The 23217-nt window shown below is 65.0% G+C and carries 23 protein-coding genes and 1 pseudogene; 11 read left to right on the top strand and 13 right to left on the bottom strand.

Going from position 1 to position 23217, the window contains the following annotated elements; translation table 11 throughout:
• The 3 genes from AC16JP_RS03210 to AC16JP_RS03200 form a co-directional block, all read left to right on the top strand.
• The coding region (locus tag AC16JP_RS03210; protein WP_484339157.1) for a lyase family protein at window positions 1-876 on the top strand (876 nt) is incomplete at its 5' end.
• Between the two features lie 61 nt (window positions 877-937).
• On the top strand, window positions 938-1576 hold the full coding sequence (gene gmk / locus AC16JP_RS03205) for a guanylate kinase (protein ID WP_484339156.1): 639 nt from the start codon (window positions 938-940) through the stop codon (window positions 1574-1576).
• 37 nt (window positions 1577-1613) lie between these two features.
• The gene (locus AC16JP_RS03200; RefSeq protein ID WP_484339155.1) at window positions 1614-2093 is read left to right on the top strand and encodes a hypothetical protein; all 480 of its coding nucleotides are present in this window, start codon (window positions 1614-1616) and stop codon (window positions 2091-2093) included.
• Between the two features lie 46 nt (window positions 2094-2139).
• Here AC16JP_RS03200 and AC16JP_RS03195 read toward each other — a convergent pair whose 3' ends face one another.
• From AC16JP_RS03195 to AC16JP_RS03170, 6 genes are all read right to left on the bottom strand, one after another.
• A complete protein-coding gene (locus tag AC16JP_RS03195; protein ID WP_484339154.1) occupies window positions 2140-3282 on the bottom strand; it encodes an acyl-CoA dehydrogenase family protein in 1143 nt (380 codons plus the stop codon).
• 153 nt (window positions 3283-3435) lie between these two features.
• Complete coding sequence (locus AC16JP_RS03190) at window positions 3436-3720, bottom strand: ATP synthase F1 subunit epsilon (RefSeq protein ID WP_484339153.1); 285 nt, start codon at window positions 3718-3720, stop codon at window positions 3436-3438.
• On the bottom strand, window positions 3710-5176 hold the full coding sequence (gene atpD / locus AC16JP_RS03185; RefSeq protein ID WP_484339152.1) for a F0F1 ATP synthase subunit beta: 1467 nt from the start codon (window positions 5174-5176) through the stop codon (window positions 3710-3712). Before atpD ends, AC16JP_RS03190 begins: the two co-directional genes overlap by 11 nt.
• 19 nt (window positions 5177-5195) lie before the next feature.
• Window positions 5196-6080 carry a F0F1 ATP synthase subunit gamma gene (locus tag AC16JP_RS03180; protein WP_484339151.1) on the bottom strand — a complete coding sequence of 295 codons (885 nt, stop codon included), beginning with the start codon at window positions 6078-6080 and terminating at the stop codon, window positions 5196-5198.
• Window positions 6081-6089: 9 nt separating this feature from the next.
• The gene (gene atpA / locus AC16JP_RS03175; protein ID WP_484339150.1) at window positions 6090-7619 is read right to left on the bottom strand and encodes a F0F1 ATP synthase subunit alpha; all 1530 of its coding nucleotides are present in this window, start codon (window positions 7617-7619) and stop codon (window positions 6090-6092) included.
• 7 nt (window positions 7620-7626) lie between these two features.
• Complete coding sequence (locus tag AC16JP_RS03170) at window positions 7627-8178, bottom strand: F0F1 ATP synthase subunit delta (RefSeq protein WP_484339158.1); 552 nt, start codon at window positions 8176-8178, stop codon at window positions 7627-7629.
• A gap of 940 nt (window positions 8179-9118) precedes the next feature.
• Here AC16JP_RS03170 and AC16JP_RS03165 point away from each other — a divergent pair.
• Window positions 9119-9223 (top strand): annotated as a pseudogene (locus tag AC16JP_RS03165) (PEPxxWA-CTERM sorting domain-containing protein); the annotation flags it as partial.
• Between the two features lie 16 nt (window positions 9224-9239).
• Here the strand turns inward: AC16JP_RS03165 and AC16JP_RS03160 are convergent.
• The 3 genes from AC16JP_RS03160 to AC16JP_RS03150 are packed head-to-tail and all read right to left on the bottom strand — an operon-like array spanning window position 9240 to window position 11604.
• Window positions 9240-9800 (bottom strand): Smr/MutS family protein, encoded by a 561-nt coding sequence (locus AC16JP_RS03160; protein ID WP_484339149.1) that lies wholly within the window; start codon window positions 9798-9800, stop codon window positions 9240-9242.
• Window positions 9797-10927 carry a murein transglycosylase A gene (gene mltA / locus AC16JP_RS03155; protein WP_484339148.1) on the bottom strand — a complete coding sequence of 377 codons (1131 nt, stop codon included), beginning with the start codon at window positions 10925-10927 and terminating at the stop codon, window positions 9797-9799. Before mltA ends, AC16JP_RS03160 begins: the two co-directional genes overlap by 4 nt.
• Before the next feature lie 8 nt (window positions 10928-10935).
• On the bottom strand, window positions 10936-11604 hold the full coding sequence (locus tag AC16JP_RS03150; RefSeq protein ID WP_484339147.1) for a Tim44/TimA family putative adaptor protein: 669 nt from the start codon (window positions 11602-11604) through the stop codon (window positions 10936-10938).
• A gap of 298 nt (window positions 11605-11902) precedes the next feature.
• Between AC16JP_RS03150 and secB the strand changes: the two genes are divergently transcribed.
• The 7 genes from secB to mmsB all read left to right on the top strand — a co-directional run bounded on the left by secB (window position 11903) and on the right by mmsB (window position 19198).
• Window positions 11903-12406, top strand: coding sequence for a protein-export chaperone SecB (gene secB / locus AC16JP_RS03145; protein WP_484339146.1), 504 nt, complete (start codon window positions 11903-11905; stop codon window positions 12404-12406).
• Between the two features lie 25 nt (window positions 12407-12431).
• Window positions 12432-13997: a murein biosynthesis integral membrane protein MurJ gene (murJ, locus tag AC16JP_RS03140; RefSeq protein ID WP_484339145.1), complete on the top strand. Its 1566-nt coding sequence runs from the start codon at window positions 12432-12434 to the stop codon at window positions 13995-13997.
• Window positions 13998-13999: 2 nt separating this feature from the next.
• Window positions 14000-15001, top strand: a complete 1002-nt coding sequence (gene trpS, locus AC16JP_RS03135; RefSeq protein ID WP_484339144.1) for a tryptophan--tRNA ligase — start codon at window positions 14000-14002, stop codon at window positions 14999-15001.
• Window positions 15001-15888 carry a P1 family peptidase gene (locus tag AC16JP_RS03130; RefSeq protein WP_484339143.1) on the top strand — a complete coding sequence of 296 codons (888 nt, stop codon included), beginning with the start codon at window positions 15001-15003 and terminating at the stop codon, window positions 15886-15888. The genes trpS and AC16JP_RS03130 overlap by 1 nt, the downstream gene beginning before the upstream one ends.
• Window positions 15889-15996: 108 nt before the next feature.
• Window positions 15997-17496 carry a CoA-acylating methylmalonate-semialdehyde dehydrogenase gene (locus tag AC16JP_RS03125; RefSeq protein WP_484339142.1) on the top strand — a complete coding sequence of 500 codons (1500 nt, stop codon included), beginning with the start codon at window positions 15997-15999 and terminating at the stop codon, window positions 17494-17496.
• 38 nt (window positions 17497-17534) lie between these two features.
• Complete coding sequence (locus AC16JP_RS03120; protein WP_484339141.1) at window positions 17535-18308, top strand: enoyl-CoA hydratase; 774 nt, start codon at window positions 17535-17537, stop codon at window positions 18306-18308.
• Window positions 18305-19198 carry a 3-hydroxyisobutyrate dehydrogenase gene (gene mmsB, locus AC16JP_RS03115; protein ID WP_484339140.1) on the top strand — a complete coding sequence of 298 codons (894 nt, stop codon included), beginning with the start codon at window positions 18305-18307 and terminating at the stop codon, window positions 19196-19198. Before AC16JP_RS03120 ends, mmsB begins: the two co-directional genes overlap by 4 nt.
• A gap of 12 nt (window positions 19199-19210) precedes the next feature.
• Here the strand turns inward: mmsB and AC16JP_RS03110 are convergent, their stop codons facing one another.
• The 4 genes from AC16JP_RS03110 to AC16JP_RS03095 all read right to left on the bottom strand — a co-directional run.
• Window positions 19211-20485, bottom strand: a complete 1275-nt coding sequence (locus AC16JP_RS03110; protein WP_484339139.1) for a lipopolysaccharide biosynthesis protein — start codon at window positions 20483-20485, stop codon at window positions 19211-19213.
• Between the two features lie 13 nt (window positions 20486-20498).
• Entirely contained in the window at window positions 20499-21845 is a 1347-nt protein-coding gene (locus AC16JP_RS03105) for a capsular polysaccharide export protein, LipB/KpsS family (protein WP_484339138.1), read from the bottom strand.
• A gap of 114 nt (window positions 21846-21959) precedes the next feature.
• On the bottom strand, window positions 21960-23036 hold the full coding sequence (locus tag AC16JP_RS03100) for a Gfo/Idh/MocA family protein (RefSeq protein WP_484339137.1): 1077 nt from the start codon (window positions 23034-23036) through the stop codon (window positions 21960-21962).
• A partial coding sequence (locus AC16JP_RS03095; RefSeq protein WP_484339136.1) for a hypothetical protein occupies window positions 23033-23217 on the bottom strand: 185 nt, incomplete at its 5' end. The genes AC16JP_RS03095 and AC16JP_RS03100, both read right to left, overlap by 4 nt.

The following is a 23217-nucleotide window of genomic DNA, read 5'->3' as shown; positions in this document are numbered from 1 at the left end:
CACGAGCAGGACTGGGCGGCGATCGTGAAGATCGGCCGCACCCACATGATGGACGCAACCCCGCTGACGCTGGCGCAGGAGGCATCCGCCTGGGCCCAGACCTGCGAGGACGGCGCGCAGCGGATCGTCGACCTGTGGCCGAGGCTGAGCCGGCTGGCGCAGGGCGGCACGGCGGTCGGCACCGGGTTGAACGCGCCGCCCGGCTTTGCCGCAGATTTCGTGGCGGCACTGACCGACATCACCGGCGGAGTTCCCTGGCAGAGCGCTCCCAACAAATTCGAGGCGTTGGCCACGCACGACACGCTGGTTGAAGTGGCCGGTGTTCTGACGACGATCGCCGCCGGGCTGATGAAGATCGGCAATGACCTGCGGCTTCTTGGCTCCGGTCCGCGCGCCGGCCTCGGCGAAGTGGCGCTGCCTGAGAACGAGCCGGGCAGCTCGATCATGCCCGGCAAGGTGAACCCCACCCAATGCGAGGCGCTGACCATGGTCTGCGCGCAGGTGATCGGGAACGCGCATGCGGTCGTGGTGGGCGGGATGCAGGGGCAGTTGCAATTGAATGTGTTCAAGCCGCTGATTGCGCACAATATTCTGCGCTCGATTCGGCTGCTGGCCGACGCCGCCGATAGTTTCCGTCTGCGCTGCGTCGATGGGATGCAGCCGAACCGGGCGCGCATAGCCGATCTGGTGGAACGGTCGTTGATGCTGGTAACGGCGCTTGCCCCGGCGATCGGCTATGACAAGGCTGCCGAAATCGCGAAACTGGCGCACCATAAAGGGCTTACCTTGCTGGAGGCAGGCCTGAAGCTTGGCTATGTGACCGAAGCAGAGTTTCGCAAGCTGGTCCGCCCCGAAACGATGACGCAGGGCGGCTGAGCGCCGGATCAGGTTTTCTGCCACCTTTCCATGCCGGAACCGATCGGCTAGGCGGCGTTGCATGTCCATTCCCGGTGCCCGTCGTGGCCTGATGCTCGTGCTGTCCAGCCCTTCAGGGGCGGGCAAGACCACCATGACCAAGCGCCTGCTGGCGAACGATCCGCAGATTTCGCTGTCGGTTTCGGCAACCACACGCGCCCCCCGCACCGGCGAGATCGACGGGCAGGACTATCATTTCGTCAGCCAGGACAAGTTCGACGCGATGGTTGCGACCGGACAGTTTCTGGAATGGGCGACGGTGTTCGGCAACCGCTATGGCACGCCGCGCGCACCGGTCGAACAGGCGCTTTCCGAAGGGCGCGACATCCTGTTCGACATCGACTGGCAGGGCACGCAGCAACTGCGGCAAAGCCATTCCGCGGGCGATCTGGCATCGGTGTTCCTGTTGCCGCCAAGCCTCGACGCGCTGGAGTCACGGCTGCGCAGCCGTGCTTCGGACAGCGAGGAGGTGATTACCCAGCGCATGAGCCGCGCCGCCGACGAGGTGAGCCACTGGGCCGAATATGATTATGTGCTGGTGAACGACGATCCGGGGCAGTGCCTGCACGAAATCCGCTGCATCCTGACGGCCGAGCGGTTGCAGCGCGCCCGCCAGCGCGGGATCACGTCCTTCGTACGCGAACTGCTTGCCGGGGAATGACGATCCGCTAGGATTATCGCCTTACGAGGAGGCGATGATGCGACACCAACGCGATACAGCCCTGATTGTGCTGGCCCTTCTGGCAACGGCGCCTGCTGCAGCGCAGTCTGCCGAAGATGTCGGCCGCACCGCGAAAGACATCGTGACCAGCCCGTTGCGGGACGTGAACATCGTGCGCGAGGAAATCCCGCCGCTGCTGGCTGAAAGTTCGAAGGATCCTTACTCGCTGAAGGGCCTCAGAACCTGCAGCCAGCTTACCAAAGAGATTGCGCGCCTCGATGAAGTGCTTGGGCCGGACGTCGACAAGGTGAGGCCAAAGGAGGGGCAGTCCGTCGGCGAAGCTGCGCTGGATCTGACGGAGGGGCTGGCGACCGGGCTTATTCCCGGCCGGGGGATTATTCGCCGCGTATCGGGCGCCGAAGCGCATGATCGCAGGGTTCGCGCGGCTGTGCTGGCCGGAAACCTTCGCCGCGCCTATCTGAAGGGCTATGCCAAGGCGAGAGACTGCAAGCTTTGATGCGGTCAGGCCTGACCGGCCCGACCGCGTTTGCATTCACAGCCGTTCAGACTGACCGGCCGACCAGTTCGCGCATGATTTCCGATGTTCCGCCGAAAATGCGGGTGACGCGCGCGTCGCGCCACAGGCGGGCGATCGGATATTCGTTCATGTAACCGGCGCCGCCGTGCAGTTGCAGCGCTGCATCAACCACTTCCCATTGCAGTTCTGTATGCCAGAGCTTGGCGGCCGCGCCTTCAAAGGCATCGAGTTCGCCGGCCACATGCCGGGTAAGGCAATGGTCGAGGTGTGCCCAGCCGACCTGCAGTTTGGCCTTAAGATCGGCAAGCACGAACCGCGTGTTCTGGAAATCCAGAATGGACTTGCCGAACGCCTTGCGGTCGCGGACGAACTTCACCGCTTCGTCGAACGCGCGCTGTGCGCTACCCATGGCGGAAACCGCGATCGACAGGCGCTCCTGCGGTAGCTGGCTCATCAGGTAGATGAAGCCCTGGTTTTCCGCGCCAAGGCAGTTGGATACCGGAACCCGGCAATCCTCAAAGAACAGTTCCGAGGTGTCGGCCGAATGCTGGCCGATCTTGTCGAGGTTGCGGCCCTTGGCGAACCCCCTGGTGCCATCCTCGACCAGAATCAGGCTGATGCCCTTGGCGCCGGCGTCGGGATTGGTCTTGGCGACGACGATGACGATGTCGCAGTTCTGGCCATTGGTGATGTAGGTTTTTGAACCATTCAGGACGAAATGATCGCCGTCGCGCCGCGCAGTGGTGCGGACACCCTGCAAGTCGGACCCGGTGCCGGGTTCGGTCATGGCAATTGCGACGATGCACTCGCCGCTGATCATCTTCGGCAGGATCTTCTGCTTCTGCTCTTCCGAGCCGTAGTTCAGGATATAATCGGCGGTGATGTCGGATTGCAGGGTGATGCCCGCCGACGAGCCGTAATAGCCGAGTTCCTCGTCGATGACGGCGTTGTAGCGGAAATCCAGGCCGAGACCGCCATATTGTTCCGGAAGCGTGGGGCAGAGCAGCCCCGCTTCGCCGCAGGCGCGCCAGAAGGCGCGGTCGACCACGCCTTCTTCTTCCCAGCGGTCGAGGTTGGGGACGAGGTTGCGGTCGAAGAATTTGCGGACCTGATCGCGAAACGCGTTCTGGTCCTCGTCGAAAGCGGTCCGGCGGCTGATGTCGAGCATGTGCGCTACTCCTGTTTCGTGCGTGCAGGTGCCACAGACTGCGCCCTGCCGCCACCTGTAGGGGTGGGGAGGGTGACGAACGAAAAGTGCCGAAACGACAAGGGGCGGAGCCGAAGCCCCGCCCCTGTTGGCGTATCCAGCTTTGCCGGGCGCCTAGTGCGCCGTGATCGGCTCCAGCCTCTCGGCCAGAATGGTCAGGCCCTTTTCCGACACTTCGGCAAAGCCGCCGTCGATGCGGATGCGTTCTGGCGGGCTGGTGTCGGTCGCGTAGATGGCCAGTTCGCCGGGGCGGATCGTGCTCATCATTGGGGCATGGCCTGCCAGCACGCCGAAATCGCCGTCTGTCCCCGGAATGACGACCATGTGCACGGTCGCCGAGCGCACGAGACGCTCTGGGGAGACCAGTTCAAAGTGCAGGGCGGCCATCTCAGGCGGCATCCGCAGCCAGCTTCTGCGCCTTTTCGACTGCCTGCTCGATGGTGCCGACCATGTAGAAGGCGGCTTCGGGCAGATGGTCATATTCGCCGGCGACGATCGCCTTGAAGCCCTTGATCGTGTCGGCAAGTTGCACGAATACGCCCGGCTGGCCTGTGAACACTTCGGCCACATGGAACGGCTGCGACAGGAAGCGCTGGATCTTGCGCGCCCGGGCGACCGTCAGCTTATCTTCCTCAGACAGTTCATCCATGCCCAGAATGGCGATGATGTCCTGCAGAGACTTGTACTTTTGCAGCACCGACTGCACGGCGCGCGCGGTTTCGTAATGTTCCTGGCCGACGGTGCGCGGCTCCAGCACGCGGCTGGTCGAATCCAGCGGGTCGACGGCCGGATAGATGCCAAGCTCGGCGATCTGCCGCGACAGCACGGTGGTGGCATCGAGGTGGGCGAACGAGGTGGCTGGCGCCGGGTCGGTAAGGTCGTCGGCCGGCACGTAGATCGCCTGCACCGAGGTGATCGAGCCCTTGTTCGTCGAGGTGATGCGTTCCTGCAGCGCGCCCATGTCGGTTGCGAGCGTCGGCTGATAGCCGACCGCCGACGGGATGCGGCCCAGAAGCGCCGACACTTCCGAACCCGCCTGCGTGAAGCGGAAGATGTTGTCGACGAAGAACAGCACGTCCTGACCTTCGATGTCGCGGAAATATTCCGCGATCGTCAGGCCAGACAGGGCGACGCGGGCACGCGCCCCCGGTGGTTCGTTCATCTGGCCGAACACCAGCGCGACCTTCGAACCTTCGGACTGCGGGTTCCCGTCGGCGTCCTTGGCGATGACGCCCGCGTCGAGAAATTCGTGGTAAAGGTCGTTGCCTTCACGGGTGCGCTCGCCGACGCCGGCGAACACCGAGGTGCCGCCATGGCCCTTGGCGATGTTGTTGATCAGTTCCTGAATCAGCACGGTCTTGCCGACGCCGGCGCCGCCGAACAGGCCGATCTTGCCGCCCTTGGCATAGGGGGCCAGCAGATCGACGACCTTGATCCCGGTGACCAGGATCGAGGTTTCGGTCGACTGGTCGATGAATTCCGGCGCGGGGGCGTGGATCGGCGCGGTTTGCGTTGCGCCAACGGGCCCGCGTTCGTCGATCGGTTCGCCGATGACGTTGAGGATGCGGCCAAGCGTCGCCGGGCCGACCGGCACACGGATCTGCGATCCGGTATCCGTGACTTCCTGCCCGCGCACGAGGCCATCGGTGGAGTCCATGGCGATGGTGCGGACGCTGCTCTCTCCGAGGTGCTGCGCTACTTCGAGCACGAGGCGGCGGCCTTCGACGTCGGTTTCGAGCGCTGTGAGAATCTGCGGCAGGTCGTCCTCGAAGGCGACGTCGACGACGGCCCCGATCACCTGGGTGATGCGGCCGACATTGTTGCTGGTGGTGGTGGAAGCGGGTCGCTTGGCCATGTCTTCAGTGTCCCGTCGGTTAGAGCGCTTCCGCGCCCGAAATGATTTCGATGAGTTCCTTGGTGATCGCGGCCTGACGGCTGCGGTTGTAGGTGAGCGTCAGGCGGTTGATCATGTCACCGGCGTTGCGGGTGGCATTGTCCATCGCCGTCATGCGCGCACCCTGCTCGGACGCAGCGTTCTCAAGGATAGCGCGATAGATCTGCACCGCTACGTTGCGCGGCAGCAGTTCGTTCAGGATCGCTTCTTCGTCGGGTTCATACTCGACCACGGCGCCGGCAACCGCGCCTTGATCGGCGGATGCTTCCGGCACCTTCACCGGCACCAGTTGCAGGGCCGTCGGCTCCTGCACCAGCGCCGACTTGAATTCCGAGTAGAACAGCGTCGCCACGTCGAACTCGCCGGCGTTGAAGCGCGCGATGATGTCGGCGGCAATTTCGTGCGCAACATCGAATCCGACCTGCTTGTGGCCGGACAGATCGGTGAAGTGCACGATCGACGATGCGTTCGTTCGGTTCAGGGCCGCGCGGCCCTTTCGCCCGACCAGATACAGCTTCACCGTCGCGCCCTGCGCTTCCAGCGCCTGCGCGTGGCGGCGTGCCGCCCTGACGATGTTGGTGTTGAAGCCGCCGCACAGCCCGCGCTCGGCGGTTGCAACCACCAGCAGGTGGGTGCGGTCCGAGCCGGTGCCTGTCAGCAGCTTCGACGTGTCCGGCCCGGCCTGCACCTTGGCAGCGAGGCTGGCGATCACGGTATCCATGCGCGCCGCATAGGGGCGGCCCTGTTCGGCCCGCTCCTGTGCGCGGCGCAGCTTGGCTGCCGCCACCATCTTCATCGCCTTGGTGATCTTCTGGGTAGATTTCACCGAGTCGATGCGGGTTTTCAGATCCTTGAGCGAAGGCATGCTGCGCCCTTACGCGAAGGTTCTGGTGAACGCCGAGATCGCGTTCTTCAGCGCCTCGCGGGTCTTGTCGGACAGGTCCTTCGTTTCGCGGATGTCCTTCAGCACATCGGCGTGATTGGCGCGCAGGTCCGACAGCAGGGCCGCTTCGAAACGGTTCACCGCGTTGGCGGGAATGCCGTCGAGGAAGCCGTTCACGCCAGCGAAGATCGACGCCACCTGCTCTTCGAAGGGGAGCGGGTTGAACTGCGGCTGCTTCAGCAGCTCGGTCAGCCGCTCGCCACGGGCCAGAAGCTTCTGGGTCGAGGCGTCGAGGTCGGAGCCGAACTGGGCGAAGGCGGCCATTTCGCGATACTGGGCAAGCTCCAGCTTGATCGAGCCAGCGACCTTCTTCATCGCCTTCGTCTGCGCCGCCGAACCAACCCGGCTGACCGAGAGGCCGACGTTGATGGCCGGACGAATACCCTGATAGAACAGGTTGCTTTCGAGGAAGATCTGGCCGTCGGTGATCGAGATCACGTTGGTCGGGATATAGGCCGACACGTCGCCGCCCTGCGTTTCGATGACCGGAAGCGCTGTCAGCGAACCGGCGCCATTGGCTTCGTTCATCTTGGCCGCGCGCTCGAGCAGGCGGCTGTGCAGATAGAACACGTCGCCCGGATAGGCTTCGCGGCCCGGCGGACGGCGCAGCAGCAGCGACATCTGACGATAGGCGACGGCCTGCTTCGACAGATCGTCATAGACGATGACGGCGTGCATGCCGTTGTCGCGGAAGAATTCGCCCATGGTGCAGCCGGTGTAGGGCGCCAGGAACTGCAGCGGAGCCGGTTCCGATGCCGTGGCCGCGACCACGATCGAGTATTCCATCGCGCCGTTTTCTTCCAGCGCACGGACGATCTGCGCGACCGTCGAACGCTTCTGGCCGACGGCGACGTAGATGCAATAGAGCTTTTTCGACTCGTCGTCGCCCTTGTTGGCTTCGCGCTGGTTGATGAAAGTGTCGAGGGCGACCGCAGTCTTGCCGGTCTGGCGGTCGCCGATCACCAGCTCGCGCTGGCCACGACCCACCGGCACCAGCGCGTCGAGCGCCTTCAGGCCGGTCTGCACCGGTTCATGCACGGATTTCCTCGGGATGATGCCCGGCGCCTTCACTTCGACGCGGCGGCGCTCGGTTGCCTCGATCGGGCCCTTGCCGTCGATCGGGTTGCCAAGGCCGTCGACCACGCGGCCGAGCAGGCCCTTGCCGACCGGCACGTCGACGATGGTGCCGGTGCGCTTGACGGTGTCGCCTTCGCGGATCGAGCTGTCCGAGCCGAAGATCACGACGCCGACGTTGTCGGCTTCGAGGTTCAGCGCCATGCCCTTGATGCCGCCCGGGAACTCGACCATTTCGCCGGCCTGCACCTTGTCGAGGCCGTGGATGCGGGCGATGCCATCGCCGACCGAAAGCACCTGACCGACTTCCGAAACTTCCGCTTCGGTGCCGAACTGGGCGATCTGATCACGAATGACGCGGGAGATTTCCGCTGCGCGGATATCCATAGCCTGATTAACCTTTCAGTTGCTGGCCGAGCCGCTCGAGGCGGGTCTTGATACTGCTGTCGATCTGTTCGGAACCGATGCGGACGATGAGGCCGCCCAGAAGCGCCGGGTCTACCCGCGCGTCCACCGACACTGCACGGCCGGTACGGGCCTTCAGCTTGGCTTCCAGTTCCTTTTTTTGTGCGGCAGTCAGCTTGTGCGCGCTGACAACCTCGGCCGTCGATGTGCCCTTGTGGGCGTTCAGCATGACGGTGAACTGGGAAATGATACCGGAAAGCACGGAAAGCCGGCCGTTCTGGGCCAGCACACCGAGGAATTTCGTAGTGAGACCGCCAAGACCGAGCGACCCGGCGAGCGCAGCTACCGCTTTACCGGCGTCGGCGCGGCTGATCGCGGGGCTGGTCGTCAACTGGCGGAGGTCGGCCGATTCGGACAGTGCCGCCTGGAGCGTGGCGAGGTCGGCTGCGGTGCCGTCGAGCGCCTTTGCCGATTCGGCAAGGTCGAACAGGGCTGCCGCATAGCGCCCCGGCAGGCCCGCTGCAGCCACGGATACGCGCATGTTCGTCAAGTCGGCTCGATCCTCATGATACTGGCCCTGTCTGCGCCTGCCGCCGGAACCCGACGGAGTTCCGGGCGAATGCCCGGCTGGTCTCGACAGAATGGCGCCGGCCCGCGAGGGTGGCGCCCATGGCCCGAAAATATGGTTGCAGCGGGGCACCAGACAAAGGGTGTCCCGTTACTGGCGCGCGCCGTAGCATGGGCGGGCAGGGGGCGCAAGACGGCGCGCACCGGGCGCGCCTGTCGGCGGATTTTACAACGGGCGCAAACCTGTCTGCGCGGATCTTTGGAAATTCAAATGGTTAGAAACAATCGGCGGCTGGCACGAAATTTGCTTGGCTGCCAAGGCAACCGGGATCACCCCGGCTATTGAGGATTCACAGGAGGGATATATGCGGGCGATGATTTTGGCGGCGGCGCTGCTGGCCGGTTCGGCAGCAACGGCGACGACGGTTTCGTGGGCCGACTGGACGGCCTACGCCAACGGCAGTGCGGCGGGTGTCATCAATGCGCCTGGCGGGCCGGTCAACGTCGTCTATGCCGGGGGCTACAGCTTCGTGCAGACGGGGTGCGGCACCGCCTATTGGGCGCCCGGCAACTATAACGGCGCCCTTAATCAGCCCGACGCGTGCGATATCGTGGCGCTGAACGCCGGCGGCACCAAGACGATCACCTTCGATCATGCGGTGACGGACCCATACCTCGCGCTGCAAAGCTGGAACGGCAACACCGTTACCTTCAGCGCGCCGTTCACCGTGGAATCCAATGGCTCGGGCTATTGGGGTTCCGGCGTGCCGGTGCTGAACGGCGACTCGACCGGTTTCTACGGGCAGGGCGAAGTGCACGCGATCATTCGCTTCCAGGGCACGTTCACCTCGATCAGCTTCACCGACACGTCGGAAAACTGGCACGGCTTCACGGTCGGCATCAACGACATCCTGGAAATGCCGGGTGGCGTGCCGGAACCAGCAACCTGGGCGATGCTGATTGCAGGGTTCGGCATGGTGGGATTCGCGGCGCGGCGTCGCCGGATGTTGGCGGCCTGAACCGGCGACCGGCCTGTCAGGGCTGGTTTCGCCTGAGGATCAGGTAGACGGCGCCGCTTCCGCCGTGTTTTGGGTGTGCGCGGCGGACGGCGGCGATGTCGGCCGATATGTCTGCCTCGCCCAGCCAGCGGGGGAGTTCGGCGCGGATTGCCCCGCGAACAGGGGCGTTCGCGGCCAGATCGGCGGGCGCCGGGTGGGCGCGGCCGCCTTTCCCCGTGATCACCAGCAGGATGCGGTGGCCCCGCAAACGGGCGTCCGACAGGCGCAGGCGAAGATAGTCGCGCGCTTCGGCGCGTGTCATCCCGTGCAGGTCGATCACCATGTCGGGCGTCGCCCGCCCTGAGGACAGGCGTTTATCCCAACTGGCGTCGAGCGTTTCCGCAGCCATGCGGGCTGGCTTGGCCGGTGTTGCAACAGGCGTGGCGCGGGCCAGTCGCACGGATGGCCGCCTTGGGGCGCCTGTCACCGGCGGTGGAGCCTCGCCGGCGGTGGCTGCGCGAGCGGGGTGCAGCGGCCTGACGGTTGCCGTCACCCGTTGCCAGAGCTGGCGATCCTCGTCGCTCAGGCGGCGTTTCACGGCCGCAGCCGTGCGGCGGCAGCGTTGGGCAGCAGCAGGATGGCTTCGGCAGGGGCTGCCAGCGCACCGGCCTTGCGCGCGGCTGCTTCACCGGGACCGAAGAAGATATCGAAACGGTTGGGGCCTTTGATGGCGCCCCCGGTATCGGCAACGATCGCCAGTTGCCGCCATGGCACTGCTTCGACTGTCGTTTCCAGCCAGACCGGCACCCCGAGCGGCAGCATGGCTGGATCGGCGGCCAGATTGGCGCTGGCGATCAACGGCACCCCAAGCGCACCGATCGGGCCGTCGATGCCATCGGGCAGGCGGCGCATGAAAACATAGCTTGGGTTTTCCCGCATCAGCGCGGCGCCTTCGTCCGGGTGCGCGCGCAGCCATGCCTTGATTTCCGCCATACCGGCCTTCGGCAACTGACCGCGTTCCTTCAAAAGCCGCCCGATCGGCACATAGGCGTGCCCGTTCTGTCCGGCATAGCCGACGCGCAGGATGCTGCCGTCGTCCAGCCGCAGCCTGCCGGAACCCTGAATTTGCAGGAAGAAATAATCGACAGGGTCTGCCGCCCAGGCCAGTTCCAGCCCCCGCCCGGCGAAGGCGCCGGCTTCGATCGCAGCCCTGTCCGGCGCGCGGACGACGCGCCCATCACGGACCAGCCCGCGTATTGTGCCGCCTTCGATGCCCCATGCGCGCAGATCGATATCGACCAGTTCAGGCGGCCGGGCGAGCACCGGGGCCGCACCGGGGATGGCGCGCTTCGACCCACGGATTTCAGGTTCGAAATATCCGGTTGCAAAACCCTTGCCGTCTCCCAGCCGGACGGGTGTGAAATGGCGCCGAAAGAAAGCCGCAGGGTCGGCCTCGGTGTCGGTGCAGGCTGCGTCCCAGTCTTGCGCAGTCGTCAAGCCGGACTGGTCGGCGCGGGAACGCAGGCGCGGGCAGGCGCGGCGGAACGCCTGCAGCGCCTCTGCCGATGCGGCGAACGCGGCTGGAAAGGGGGCGATTTGCGCATTGGGGCGGGCCGGTGCGGCAGGCGATGCCGGAGCAACAGGTGCCGATGGAACGGCGGGAGGCCGCGTCGCGCAGGCTGCCAACAGCAGCAATGCAGCCGACGGCCACAGGCGGGCCGCCATGGCCGGTTTCACTCTGCTTCGTCGGTTGCGATCAGCAGCCAGGCCGGGTCAGCCGAAGTCGTGTGGCGGCTGAACGTCCAGAGGTCGTGCGTTTCGACCGACGCGTTTGGATCGCCGGCGACGATGCGGCCTTCGGCGTCCCGCGTAACGGACACGATCTCGGCGTCGAAACGGACGGTGATTTCCGCCATCGAGCCGGATGCTTCGGCGCCGACGATCTGCGCCCGATCCACATGGATCAGCCGGTTTTCGAGGCGCTGGCCCGAAGTCTGGCGCGCATCGAGGGCGGCGCGGAAATTCAGCAGCATCTCGTCGGAGGCGAGATCGCGCAGCGCCTCTTCGTCGCCCTCCCAGAAGGCTTCGAGCACCATCGCATAGGCGCCTTGCGCGCCGGTCAGGAAATGCTCGGGCGAAAAACCCTTGTCGATCGCGTGGATCGCCTCCAGCCCCGGGCGCACTTCCGGCGCCACATCAGCCGGAACTTCGAGGCTGACCGGCGGTTCGCTGGCCGCGCGGACACGGGCGCTGGGGCGGGCGATGTCAGGGGTGGCGGGGCGGAACGGATCTGCTACCGGCTTTTCGTGCCCGGTGCGGCGGCCAAGAACATGATAGAGCCTGAGGCCGATGAAGCCCGCAAGCATCGCAAGGAAAAAAATCTCGATCCAGCCGCTCTGCATCCGAAGTCGCCTTCAGCCTCCGTCATTCAGCACAGGAAGCGCCCGCCAGCAGGCAGAGCGCATCTCGATGCTTCTGTTTACGGGCGGATGCGGTCAATATGCAACCGCACAATGTGAATTATGTGGAACATAGGCACTGACCGGCAGACGACAAGTGCCGGATCGCGGCGGTTTTGCCGGGCAGTGCCCGGCGGCCCGCGTGCGACGAGCCTTGCAGGGGGTGGCTGGCGCTGCTAGCCGCAGCGGCGAGATACGCCGGGGTGCATCAGGCGCACCGGCCGGAGGATATGCAACGCCGATGACCGAAATCACGCCCGAAGCCGCCGAAGCCCTCGCCAACGGCGCCGACCTCGCCCCGCAGGCAGGCATTCTTGCCCAGTATGTTAAGGACCTCTCGTTCGAGAATCCCAACGCTCCGGCGTCGCTGCAGATGCAGGGGCAACCCAAGGTCGAGATCAACGTCAATGTGAACGCCCGTTCCGGCGGGCAGGACATGTATGAAGTAGAGCTGAAGGTCGAGGCGTCGGCCCGCGCACAGGAAGGCGGCACGCTCGCGTTTCAGGTAGAGCTTCTGTATGCGGGCCTGTTCCGGCTGACCGGCGCCCCGCAGGAAGCGATCGAACCGTTCCTGATCGTCGAGGCGCCGCGCATCCTGTTCCCGTTTGCGCGCCGCGTGATCGCCGATGCAGTCCGCGATGGTGGGTTTGCCCCGCTCATGCTCGAGCCGATCGATTTCGGCGGCCTGTATCTGCAGCAGCTCGAAGCGCGCGGTGCGGTGGAGCAGCCAGCAGGCAACGCCTGACCGAACCGCGCCGGGTTCCGGTTCCATGTCGCTGATCCGAGCCGCCACCACCGTCGGCGGCATGACGCTGATTTCGCGCGTGGTGGGGATGGTGCGCGAAATCCTGATGGCACGCTACCTGGGCGCCGGCTTTGCCGCCGACGCCTTTCTGGTGGCGTTCCGCCTGCCCAACCTGTTCCGGTCGTTGTTTGCCGAGGGCGCGTTTTCGGCTGCCTTCGTGCCGCTGGTATCGCAGCAGCTAGGCCACGACGGCGAGCGCGAGGGCCGCATCCGCGCCGTTCGCCTGACCGAGCAGGCGCTGGCGGTGCTGTTTCCGGTGCTGCTGCTGTTCACGCTGGTGATCATGGCGGCGGCGACGCCGGTCGTCTGGGCAATGACGGGTGGCTTCGAGGATCGGTCGGTCGAGAAGCTGGAATTGACCGTGCTGCTGGCGCGGCTTGCGTTCCCGTATCTGATGCTGATTTCGCTGGCGTCGCTGCTGGGCGGGCTGCTGAACGCGCTCGGGCGGTTCTGGGTCTATGCTTCGGCGCCGGTCATCCTGAACCTGACATTCATCATCGGATTCCTGTGTTTTCGCGGCGCCGATCCGGTGGCAACCGCCACCACGCAGGCGGCGGCGATCGCGGTTGCGGGGATCCTGCAGTTTCTGTGGCTTGCCTGGGATTGCTGGCGCATCGGTGTGCTGCCGAGGCTGACTTTCCCGCACATGACGCCCGAAGTGCGGACCTTGCTGCGACGCATCGGCCCGGCGGCGATCGGCGCTGGCGCAATGCAGATCAACCTTCTGGTATCAACCATGATCGCCGCGCGCAGCCTGCCGCAAGGTTCGGTTTCCTACCTCTATTACGCAGACCGGCTGAATCAGCTGGCACTGGGGATGATCGGGGTTGGAATGGGTGTGGCGCTGCTGCCCACAATGGGGCGGCTGCTGGGCGCCGGCAACCGCGAGGCGGCCATTCACCAGCAGAACCGTGGCATCGAGTTCGTGCTGCTGTTCGGCCTTCCGGCCTCGATCGCGCTGATCGTTTCGGCTGATCCGATCGTTGCAGCCCTGTTCCAGCAGGGTGAATTCACCGCCGCCGACCGCATTGCCAGCGCGGCTGCGCTGCGCGCGTTCTCGACCGGGCTGGTGGCCTATATGCTGGTGAAGGTGCTGACGCCCGGCTTCCATGCCCGGGGCGACACCCGCACACCGATGACCATCGCTTTGTTGGCGATCGGCATCAATCTGATCGGCAACCTGCTGCTGTCGCGTGTGCTTGCCCATGTCGGCATCGCGGTTGCGACTTCGGTTTCCGCCTGGGTGAACGTGGCGGTTCTGGGCTGGGTTCTGATGCGAAGGGCGCACTGGCACCCTGACGCCGGGCTGTTCCGCACAGTGCCACGGATGCTGGCGGCGGCCCTGTTGATGGCGCTGACCTTGTCGCTGGTGAACGGCGTTGTGCTGGAAATGGCGCAAGGCTCGCTCGTCCAGCGCGCGCTAGGAATGCTGTTCTTGGTAGGGGCTGGCGGAATCGTCTATGCGGGCGCCGGATATCTGATCGGCGCATGGAATCCGCGCCAGCTCGTCAATTCCTTTCGTAAGGGCTAGTCATGTTGATCGTTTCCGGCATTCAGCCGACCGGCAATCTCCACCTCGGTAATTATCTGGGCGCGATCCGCAACTGGGTGCTGATGCAGGACAGCCTGCAACCGGGTGAGCGCGCCTTTTATTTTATCGCCGACATGCACGCGATCACCATGCGGCAGGAACCGGAAAGCTTGCGGCGGTCGACGCTGGAAATCGCCGCCGCGCTGATGGCGGCCGGGATCGATCCCGCCAAGGCGACGCTGTTCAACCAGTCGCGCGTGCTGGAACATGCGGAACTTGCGTGGATTCTGGGATGCACCGCCCGCATCGGCTGGCTGAACCGCATGACCCAGTTCAAGGAAAAGTCGGGCAAAGACCGTGAGGGGGCGTCCGTCGGGCTGTATACCTACCCGGTGCTGCAAGCCGCCGACGTGCTGCTTTACAAGGCGACACATGTGCCGGTCGGCGAGGACCAGAAGCAGCATCTTGAACTGGCGCGCGACACCGCCGCCAAGTTCAACAATGATTTTGCAGTCGAGCTGTTTCCGCTGCCCGAACCGATCATGCCGCCCGAAGCCCTGCGGGTGAAATCGCTGCGTGACGGCGGGGCGAAAATGTCGAAATCAGACCCGTCGGACCAGAGCCGCATCAACCTGACCGACAGCGCTGATGACATCCGCAACAAGGTGAAGCGGGCAAAGACCGACCCCGAACCGCTGCCCGCCAGCAAGGATGGGCTGGAAGGCCGCCCGGAAGCGCGCAACCTGGTGGAAATCCACGCCACCCTGTCGGGCCGCAGCATCGCCGATGTGCTGACGGAATTCGGCGGGCAGGGCTTTGGCGCGTTCAAGCCTGCCCTTGCCGACCTGCTGGTCGAGAAGCTGGCGCCGATGATCGAACGCTATCGCGCGTTGTTGCAGCAGCCGGCGGTGATCGAGCGCGCGCTGGAAGAAGGCGCGGAAGCGGCACGCGCGGTGGCGCGGGAAACCATGCGCGAGGTGCGCGACGCGGTCGGGTTCCTCTGATGCTGCCCGGTCTTCGCGTCGGGCATGCCCATTGCCCCGTCGCCCGGACCGGTGTGACCTTGCTGGTGCCCGATTGGCCGGTGGTGATGGCGGCCGATGTGCGCGGCGGCGGCCCCGGCACCCGCGAAACCGACGCGCTGGAGCCATCTACACTGGTGGAGCGCGTGCACGCGCTGGTGCTGGCGGGCGGCAGTGTGTTCGGACTGGAAGCGGCATCCGAACTGGCGCTGATCATGGCGCGCAGGCAACAGGGCCTTGCCGTTGCAGGCGATGTGTTCGTGCCGGTGATCCCTGCCGCGATCCTGTTCGATCTGGGGAACGGCGGCGACAAGCAATGGGCGCGCGATGGCGGCGCTGAAACGCCCTACCGGCGCCTTGCGCAGCAGGCATTTGCCGCACTTGGGGGCGATGCAGCCGAAGGCCGGGTAGGCGCAGGCCATGGGGCAATGGCGGGCAGCAGGCCGGGGGGCATCGGCATCGCGCGGGCAACGCTCGATGGTGGCGGGCAGGTTGCGGCGCTGGTTGCAGTGAACAGTTTCGGCGAAGTGACTGCGGGCGAACCGCCGGTATCTGGCCCGGTGCCGTTTCCGAAGGCGGCTGCGGGCAACCCCATTCGTGGTGGCAGCACCTGTATCGGCGCCATCGCAACCGACGTGCCATTGACGCGCGCAGCGGCCCGCCGGCTGGCGATGATGGCGCATGACGGACTGGCCCGCACCATCCGGCCGATCCACACGCCCTTCGATGGCGACGCGCTGTTTGCGATCGGCCTTTCGGCGGAAACCCCGGCCCAAGTCGATCCGCTGCTGCTGGCCGAGCTTGGCACCCGCGCGGCCGATTGCGTGGCGCAGGCCGTGCGGCGCGCGGTGGCGCATGCCACTGACTGAACGGATATGCCGCGTATGGTATTTGCGTAGCCGTTCGCAGTGGAGCAAGATGGCCGGTGAGGCGCGGGCACCCGAAACCCCGGCGCCGGGAATTGAAAGGATGCACGGATGAAACGGATCGACCACCTGATCGCCGGAAGCCCGGCGCTTGCCGCGCCCGCGCGCTTTGGCGATGTCTATGATCCCAATGCCGGTGTGGTGCAGGCGCAGGTGGCGCTTGGTGGCAACGCCGAGCTTTCGGCTGCAATCGCTGCTGCAAAAGCCGCCCAGCCTGCATGGGCCGCGACCAACCCGCAGCGGCGCGCACGGGTGATGTTCGCGTTCAAGGAACTGGTCGAACAGCACATGGATGAACTGGCGCATCTGCTGTCGTCCGAGCACGGCAAGGTGCTGTCCGATGCGCGCGGCGACATCCAGCGTGGACTAGAGGTGGTCGAGTTCGCCTGCGGCATCCCGCACCTGCTGAAGGGCGAATATACGCTTGGCGCCGGGCCGGGGATCGATGTCTATTCGATGCGTCTGCCGCTTGGCATCGGCGCAGGCATCACGCCGTTCAATTTTCCGGCGATGATCCCGATGTGGATGTTCGGAATGGCGATCGCGTGCGGCAATGCGTTCATCCTGAAGCCCTCCGAGCGCGACCCTTCTGTGCCGGTGCGGCTGGCGCAGTTGCTGCGGCAGGCCGGTGCGCCGGAAGGCATTCTGCAGGTGGTTCACGGCGACAAGGAAATGGTCGACGCCATCCTCGATCACCCGGACATCGCTGCCGTCAGCTTCGTCGGTTCGTCGGATATCGCGCACATGGTCTACTCGCGCGGCACGGCCGCCGGAAAACGGGTGCAGGCGATGGGCGGCGCCAAGAATCACGGGATCGTGATGCCCGACGCCGATCTGGATCAGGCGGTGAAGGAACTGGTTGGCGCAGCCTATGGTTCGGCCGGAGAACGATGCATGGCGCTGCCGGTGGTCGTGCCGGTCGGCGAGCAGACGGCGAATGCGCTGCGCGAAAAGCTGCTGGCGGCGATTGCGAAGCTGCGCATTGGCGTCTCCACCGATCCGGAGGCCGATTACGGCCCCGTCGTCAATGCGGCGCACCGGGTGCGCGTGGAAGGCTGGATCCAGACCGCCGTCGACGAAGGCGCGGAACTGGTGGTCGATGGGCGCGGCTTTGTGCTGCAAGGCCACGAGAAGGGCTTTTTCATCGGACCGACCCTGCTTGACCGGGTAACGACTTCGATGCGCAGCTACCGCGAGGAAATCTTCGGGCCGGTGCTGCAGATCGTGCGCGCCGACAGCTTCGAGGAGGCGCTGGCGCTGCCGTCGCAGCATCAGTATGGCAACGGCGTGGCGTTGTTCACCCGCAACGGGCATGCCGCACGCGAGTTCGTGGCCCGCGTAAACGTCGGCATGGTGGGAGTGAATGTTCCGATCCCGGTGCCGGTTTCCTATCACAGCTTCGGTGGCTGGAAGCGGTCGGGTTTCGGCGACCACAACCAGTATGGCAGCGAAGGCGTCCGGTTCTGGACCAAGGTGAAAACCGTTACCCAGCGCTGGCCCGACGGCACGCCGGACGGCAGCAACGCCTTCGTCATCCCGACCATGGGCTGAACATCGGACAGCATCGCACGAAGGGGCAGGATCAAGACATGAGCTACGAGACATTGCTGGTTGAAAAGAAGGGCGCCGTCACGCTGGTGACGCTCGATCGGCCGCAGGCGCTGAACGCGCTGAACAACCAGGTGCTGGGTGAACTGCTGGCGGCGTTCGCGGCCTTCGACGCCGACGAGAGCCAGCGCTGCGCCGTGCTGACCGGTAGCGAAAAGGCATTTGCCGCAGGCGCCGACATCAAGGAGATGGCGCCGCAGGGCATGGGCGATATGTTCGGCGGCAATTATTTCGCCGACTATGAATTGCTGACCAGAACCAGAAAGCCGATCATCGCAGCGGTTGCAGGCTATGCGCTGGGTGGCGGCTGCGAGTTGGCGATGATGTGCGATTTCATCATTGCAGCCGACAATGCGAAGTTCGGTCAGCCGGAAATCCGGCTTGGCGTCACGCCGGGCATGGGCGGTTCGCAGCGGCTGACGCGGGCCGTAGGCAAGGCGAAGGCGATGGAAATGTGCCTGACCGGGCGCATGATGGCCGCCGACGAAGCCGAGCGTTCCGGCCTTGTGGCACGGGTCGTTCCGGCAGCGGATCTGCTGGCCGAGGCCCTGAAAACGGCGGATGCGATTGCCGCGATGCCGCCGCTTGCAGCGCTTGCAGTGAAGGAACAGGTGAATATCGCCCACGAGACGACACTGGCGCAGGGCATATTGTTCGAACGCCGACTGTTCCACGGGCTGTTCGGCACTGCCGATCAGAAGGAAGGCATGGCGGCCTTCATCGACAAAAGGCCGGGGAAATGGATCGGAAAATGACCAGAGTAGCCTTCATCGGCCTTGGGCACATGGGGGGCGGCATGGCCGCCAATCTGGCTGCAAAAGGGTTCGAGGTTCGCGCCTTCGATCTGGCGGCGGATGCCGTGCAGCGGGCGGTGCAGGCGGGTTGCGTGGCCGCCGACAGCGCCGCAGCGGCGGTCGATGGGGCGGCGGCGGTCATCACGATGCTTCCGGCAGGGGCGCATGTGGCATCCGTCTATCGGCAGGCGATTTTCGGGGCGGTGCCTGCCGGAACGCTGTTGATCGATTGCTCGACCATCGACGTGGCGACGGCGCGCGCGCTTGCCGGGGAAGCCGCAGCGGCCGGGCTGATTGCAGTCGATGCGCCGGTGTCGGGCGGGATTGCCGCTGCGAACGCAGGCACGTTGACCTTCATGGCTGGCGGCACCGATGACGGGTTCACGCGCGCGCAACCCATTCTGCAGGCGATGGGGAAAGCGGTGATCCACGCCGGCGCCAACGGGGCAGGGCAGACGGCGAAAATCTGCAACAACATGCTGCTTGGCGCAACGATGGTTGCAACCGCCGAGGCGTTCGTGCTGGCGCAACGGCTTGGCCTCGACGCGCAGCGTTTCTATGACATCGCTTCGGTTTCATCAGGCCAGTGCTGGTCGATGACGAGCTACTGCCCGGTGCCGGGCGTCGGGCCGGAAAGCCCGGCTGACCATGATTATGCCGGTGGTTTTGCCGCAGCCCTGATGCTGAAAGACCTGCGGCTTGCTGCCGAAGCGGCTGGCAGCGTCCACGCGCAGACCCCGATGGGCGCCCGGGCGCTGGAGCTTTACGAGGCCCTGGCCGCCGCCGGAGAGGGAAGCCGGGATTTCTCGGTCATCGTCAAACGTCTTGCCGAAGGCGATGGGCGCCGCTGACCGCAGCCGAAGTCAGTTTCCCCGGTGGAAAAGGCGCACGAGGCGGAAAATCTGATCGCGCGAGGCGACCGCCTTGTAGCCGGCAACCAGCAGCGCTGCCGTCAGGATCCATGCGATGCTGCGCAAATGCATCACGGCCGCCAGATCGCCTGGGCGGGCGACGACGCTCCACCAGGCCAGCACGGCGATCGTCACGACCGTTCCGGCGCCATAGGCCAGATAATAGGCGCGAAAGCGAATAAGCACATGGAATACAAGCCCGAATGGCGCAGCCAGCGTGATCGCCAGCAGCCCCGGCAGCATGGCGCGAACATAGGCCATGTCGCCCGTCCGATTAGGCAGCAGCAGGGCGACGACAGGGTCTGCCAGAAAGGCAACGGCGAGTGCGGTTACGGCGCAGTAGAGGAATGCGATGGCCAGAAATGCCCACATCTGGCGCGCGATGCCCTTCGCGTCGCCAGCACGGAAACTGGAAACGACTCCGGGGAGGAAGATCGAATCCAGCGATGTAGGGACCAGTTGGAACAGTGTGATGAAGATATAGGCGAGGAATAGCCGACCAAGACCGCCGATGCCGAAGATCGCAGTGACAAACGAACGCTCGGCCAGCATGTTGAGCTGGACCAGCATACCCGACATGAACAGGGCAAATCCGATGCCGAGCATCCGGCGGAACAGTGCCGGATCGATATGGAACCGGTCAGGCCGGTAATCACGCCTGCGCGACAGCCCGAACCAGACGAACAGCAGCGGCTGGAGCAGCATCGACACCAGCACGGCGGTAAGCGGGGCCCACGGCAACGCGATCAGCGGCAGCAGGGATGCAACGGATGTTGCAAGCGTCAGCCGGTTCAGCCCGTCGAGGTCGGCTGCTGCGACATGCTGATTGTTCACCCAGGACCGTGCAAGCGTCGCAACACCCGCCACGACCGCGGCCAGCAGCACGACGGGCGGAATGGTTTCCGGAAGGAATGGCATCGAAACGAGGGAAAGCGCGGTCAGCCCCAATCCAAGTGCGCCGATGAAGCTGAAGACAGCCGTGTTGATGAGGGCGTTTTCGCCCGCATCGCGGTCACATTGCAGACGAAAGCCACCTTGCAGAATGCCGAACTGCAACATCCCGATAAACAACATGACGGTCTGGAACAGCGTGACCAGTCCCAGCATCTGGTCATCGAGAAGGCGCAGGGCCGCATAGCTGCGACCGAGCATCAGCAGGTTTGTGCCGACATTGACGAGGATGAACTGCAACCGTCGGTCGGCCGCAAGGCGGCTCAATATCGACACGCGGTTGCGCCGTTCAGGCAAGCGCGGCGTGCCGGATGGCCGCGATCACCCGTTCGCGGTTTTCCGCCGAGTAGAGACGATCGTGCGGGAACGGGTTGCCGGGATACGAGCTTTCCACCATCGACGCCACGAACCGGACCAGCCCGCCTTCGGGCACGGCTGGCGGATCGGCAGGCTCGCGCAGCAACTGCTTCAGCCGGACAAGCGATTCGATCTGGATGGCGCCGGGGAAGATGTCGTAGAAAATCTCGCCCAGAACATAGACCGGGCGCCCCAGCGCGGCTGCCTCCCAGCCGACCGTGCTGGTCAGCGTCACGACACGGGCGTTGCGTGCGAGCACCTGCCGACCATGCACTTCGGCCGGTAGGTAATAGAGCGCGCTGGAGCGCTGTTTCAGTTCCTGAAACTTGCCGCGAAGTAGCGCGCCCTTGTCCACCGGGTGTTCCTTCACCACCAGCACCTGATGCGGTGCAAGGCATTTCAGGATATTCTCGATGGTTGCCACCTGATTGGCATAGAAGGCCGACATATAGTTGAGTGTCGCCTCCGGTTCCTGATGCAGGGGGTAGAAGATCAACTCGCGGTCGCCGTCGATATCCTCCAACCGGTCGTATCGTCTCCACAGGCCCGACACGGCGATTTCCAGCCGTTTGCGGTATTCCTCGCGGTAATCCTCGTAGCGGAACTGGCGGCCATGGCGGATACGCCATGCCCATTGCGCCCATCTAGCCAGCCCCGTCACCAGCGGCCTCAGTGCCCAGCGGGAACCAAGGTTGCGCACATAGAAGGGCTTGTAGTCATTCTGTTGCAACTGGCCGACATAGGCACGCGCCAGCGCCAGAGAGGCGTCCGATGGTTCGGGCAGATCGAGAAAGCGACCGGACAGGGTGAGCGGATTGCGCAGCCAGTAGAAATAATCCTCCACCACGCAGTTCATGCCCGCCAGATAGCGGATGCCGCGCCGCTCTGCTTCGATCAGCAGTACCTCGGAAATCTCGATGGCGACCAACTCGTTCACGACAGCCGCCGGTTGGTATTGGTCGAGGAGGTCGGTCCAGAAACGGATCATGCGCCCCAGGATGTCGAGGCGGCCGGCGTCGTCGAACCGGCCAAGGAAACGGTCGGCGAGCCAGGACGTGCGCAGGTAATCGCGGGGCACCGTCGCCGGTTCGATCTGATCGAACATTTCCTCGAAGCAGGCAGCAACCTGCTCCCCCCGGCGGAGGACCATGGCCTTTTCCGTGCGGGTCAGGGTTACGAAGACGGCGCGGTAATGCGGGCTGGAAAGCGTTGGAAAATAGTCGGCCTGATAGCCGCGGGCAAAGAACAGGATTGCCGGCAGATCTTTGGTTGCAGTCATGATTCAATTCTATGGCAGAAAGGAACAGGGCGTGTGCACAATTTCAGCGGAATACACGCATGACAGAGGTTTTGCCTGACGGTTGGTGCGCCATCGGCTCCGGCGCGGATGCGGTCATGCCGGCCTGCCGCCACTTAGCCCATCGATCACCCAGCCGGGATCGACGGCATCCGGAGAGACAGGGCGGCCGCCATCGGCGTCGGACTGCGCGATGGCGAACAGCAGCCGCTGCCCCAGCAGGATATCCGCAGTCCAGCGGGCGTTGGCTGCGATGGCCGTGGTATCGCCGTCCAGTGCCGAGACGAGCTCGCTGATCGCAGACAATGTGCCCCCCGGACCGCCTGGCGGCGACATGTCGGCATCGCGCCAGCTTGCATATGCTTCGCCGTCATCGGTGCGCAGGATGCGTGTGCGATGGCCGTCTGCCTCGACGGCGATGCTGCCGTTTTCGCAGCCCAGAAGCAGGTCGGATCCCGCCATGCGCCCCATTCTTCCAACGAGGCCGTTGGCGAAGCGGATCGTTGCCGTTTCGATCTGCGGATCGTTGGTGATGTGCGTGTGGCAGCCACCCCGATCCACGCGAACGAGGCGGGCTGTCACGTCGGCGACAGGGGCGCCATCGGCGGCAGCAAGAAGCATGTCCACCGCGTGCGGATGCGTCCAGAAGATGGGGGCCGCACCGAGATTGACCTGAACTTCGAGCAGCCTGCCCAGCTTTCCCGAGTGGGCGAGGGTGAGGGCAGCCCGAAAGGGAGGCAGCCGCCTTCGTATTGCCCCAAGTGTCAGGCGGGTTTCCGCGCTGCCGAGCGCATCCGAGATCTGCGCCAGTTCCTGCATGCTGTTGCACAAGGGCTTTTCGACGTGCAGAGCGCGCGCGCCATGCCGGATCGCGTCGAGGATCAGCGCCGCGCGGCCGGGCGTGCGTGTGGCGATTGCCACGAGATCCGGGCGAACCGAAGCCAGCAACGCATGCCCATCGGCAAAGGCGGTTCCGGCACCATGGTGCCGGGCTGCACGTTCAGCTGCCTCACGGTTGCTGTCGGCGACCGCGACGAGCCTCAGCCGTGGATGGGCGGCGATCGCTTCGGCATGGGCGAGCGGAAACCAGCAGGCCGGGGCCAGCGCGCGAACGGCCGGGCTGGTGAAGGCCCCCATGCGGCCGCACCCGACGACGGCGGCTGTATAGTTCATGCCCATTGCAGCAGGGTCGTCAGGTGCGCCGGCTGGCGCAAAAGCAGGCCGGCATAAGCGTCGGCCAGTTGGGTAGCGGGCATGGAATGTGCCGTGAACGGAGAAGCGTCGATCGTGCCGTTGGAAAGTAGTTCGAGCAGGAACGCGAGGTTGTCGCGTTCGTTCCAGCGTGCGAACCCGC

This window comes from Sandaracinobacteroides sp. (assembly GCF_057137845.1).
This window is presented reverse-complemented; position numbering and strand designations above follow the sequence as displayed.

Coding starts and splice junctions, on each gene's coding strand:
- mltA (WP_484339148.1), bottom strand. CDS start 10,927: ATGGCGGCCCGCCTGTGGCCGTCGGCTGCATTGCTGCTGTTGGCAGCC.
- atpA (WP_484339150.1), bottom strand. CDS start 7,619: ATGGATATCCGCGCAGCGGAAATCTCCCGCGTCATTCGTGATCAGATC.
- AC16JP_RS03180 (WP_484339151.1), bottom strand. CDS start 6,080: ATGCCTTCGCTCAAGGATCTGAAAACCCGCATCGACTCGGTGAAATCT.
- AC16JP_RS03195 (WP_484339154.1), bottom strand. CDS start 3,282: ATGCTCGACATCAGCCGCCGGACCGCTTTCGACGAGGACCAGAACGCG.
- AC16JP_RS03125 (WP_484339142.1), top strand. CDS start 15,997: ATGAAACGGATCGACCACCTGATCGCCGGAAGCCCGGCGCTTGCCGCG.
- AC16JP_RS03170 (WP_484339158.1), bottom strand. CDS start 8,178: ATGCGCGTATCCGTGGCTGCAGCGGGCCTGCCGGGGCGCTATGCGGCA.
- AC16JP_RS03105 (WP_484339138.1), bottom strand. CDS start 21,845: ATGACTGCAACCAAAGATCTGCCGGCAATCCTGTTCTTTGCCCGCGGC.
- AC16JP_RS03100 (WP_484339137.1), bottom strand. CDS start 23,036: ATGAACTATACAGCCGCCGTCGTCGGGTGCGGCCGCATGGGGGCCTTC.
- AC16JP_RS03150 (WP_484339147.1), bottom strand. CDS start 11,604: ATGCAGAGCGGCTGGATCGAGATTTTTTTCCTTGCGATGCTTGCGGGC.
- AC16JP_RS03200 (WP_484339155.1), top strand. CDS start 1,614: ATGCGACACCAACGCGATACAGCCCTGATTGTGCTGGCCCTTCTGGCA.
- AC16JP_RS03120 (WP_484339141.1), top strand. CDS start 17,535: ATGAGCTACGAGACATTGCTGGTTGAAAAGAAGGGCGCCGTCACGCTG.
- secB (WP_484339146.1), top strand. CDS start 11,903: ATGACCGAAATCACGCCCGAAGCCGCCGAAGCCCTCGCCAACGGCGCC.
- mmsB (WP_484339140.1), top strand. CDS start 18,305: ATGACCAGAGTAGCCTTCATCGGCCTTGGGCACATGGGGGGCGGCATG.
- trpS (WP_484339144.1), top strand. CDS start 14,000: ATGTTGATCGTTTCCGGCATTCAGCCGACCGGCAATCTCCACCTCGGT.
- atpD (WP_484339152.1), bottom strand. CDS start 5,176: ATGGCCAAGCGACCCGCTTCCACCACCACCAGCAACAATGTCGGCCGC.
- AC16JP_RS03190 (WP_484339153.1), bottom strand. CDS start 3,720: ATGCCGCCTGAGATGGCCGCCCTGCACTTTGAACTGGTCTCCCCAGAG.
- gmk (WP_484339156.1), top strand. CDS start 938: ATGTCCATTCCCGGTGCCCGTCGTGGCCTGATGCTCGTGCTGTCCAGC.
- murJ (WP_484339145.1), top strand. CDS start 12,432: ATGTCGCTGATCCGAGCCGCCACCACCGTCGGCGGCATGACGCTGATT.
- AC16JP_RS03130 (WP_484339143.1), top strand. CDS start 15,001: ATGCTGCCCGGTCTTCGCGTCGGGCATGCCCATTGCCCCGTCGCCCGG.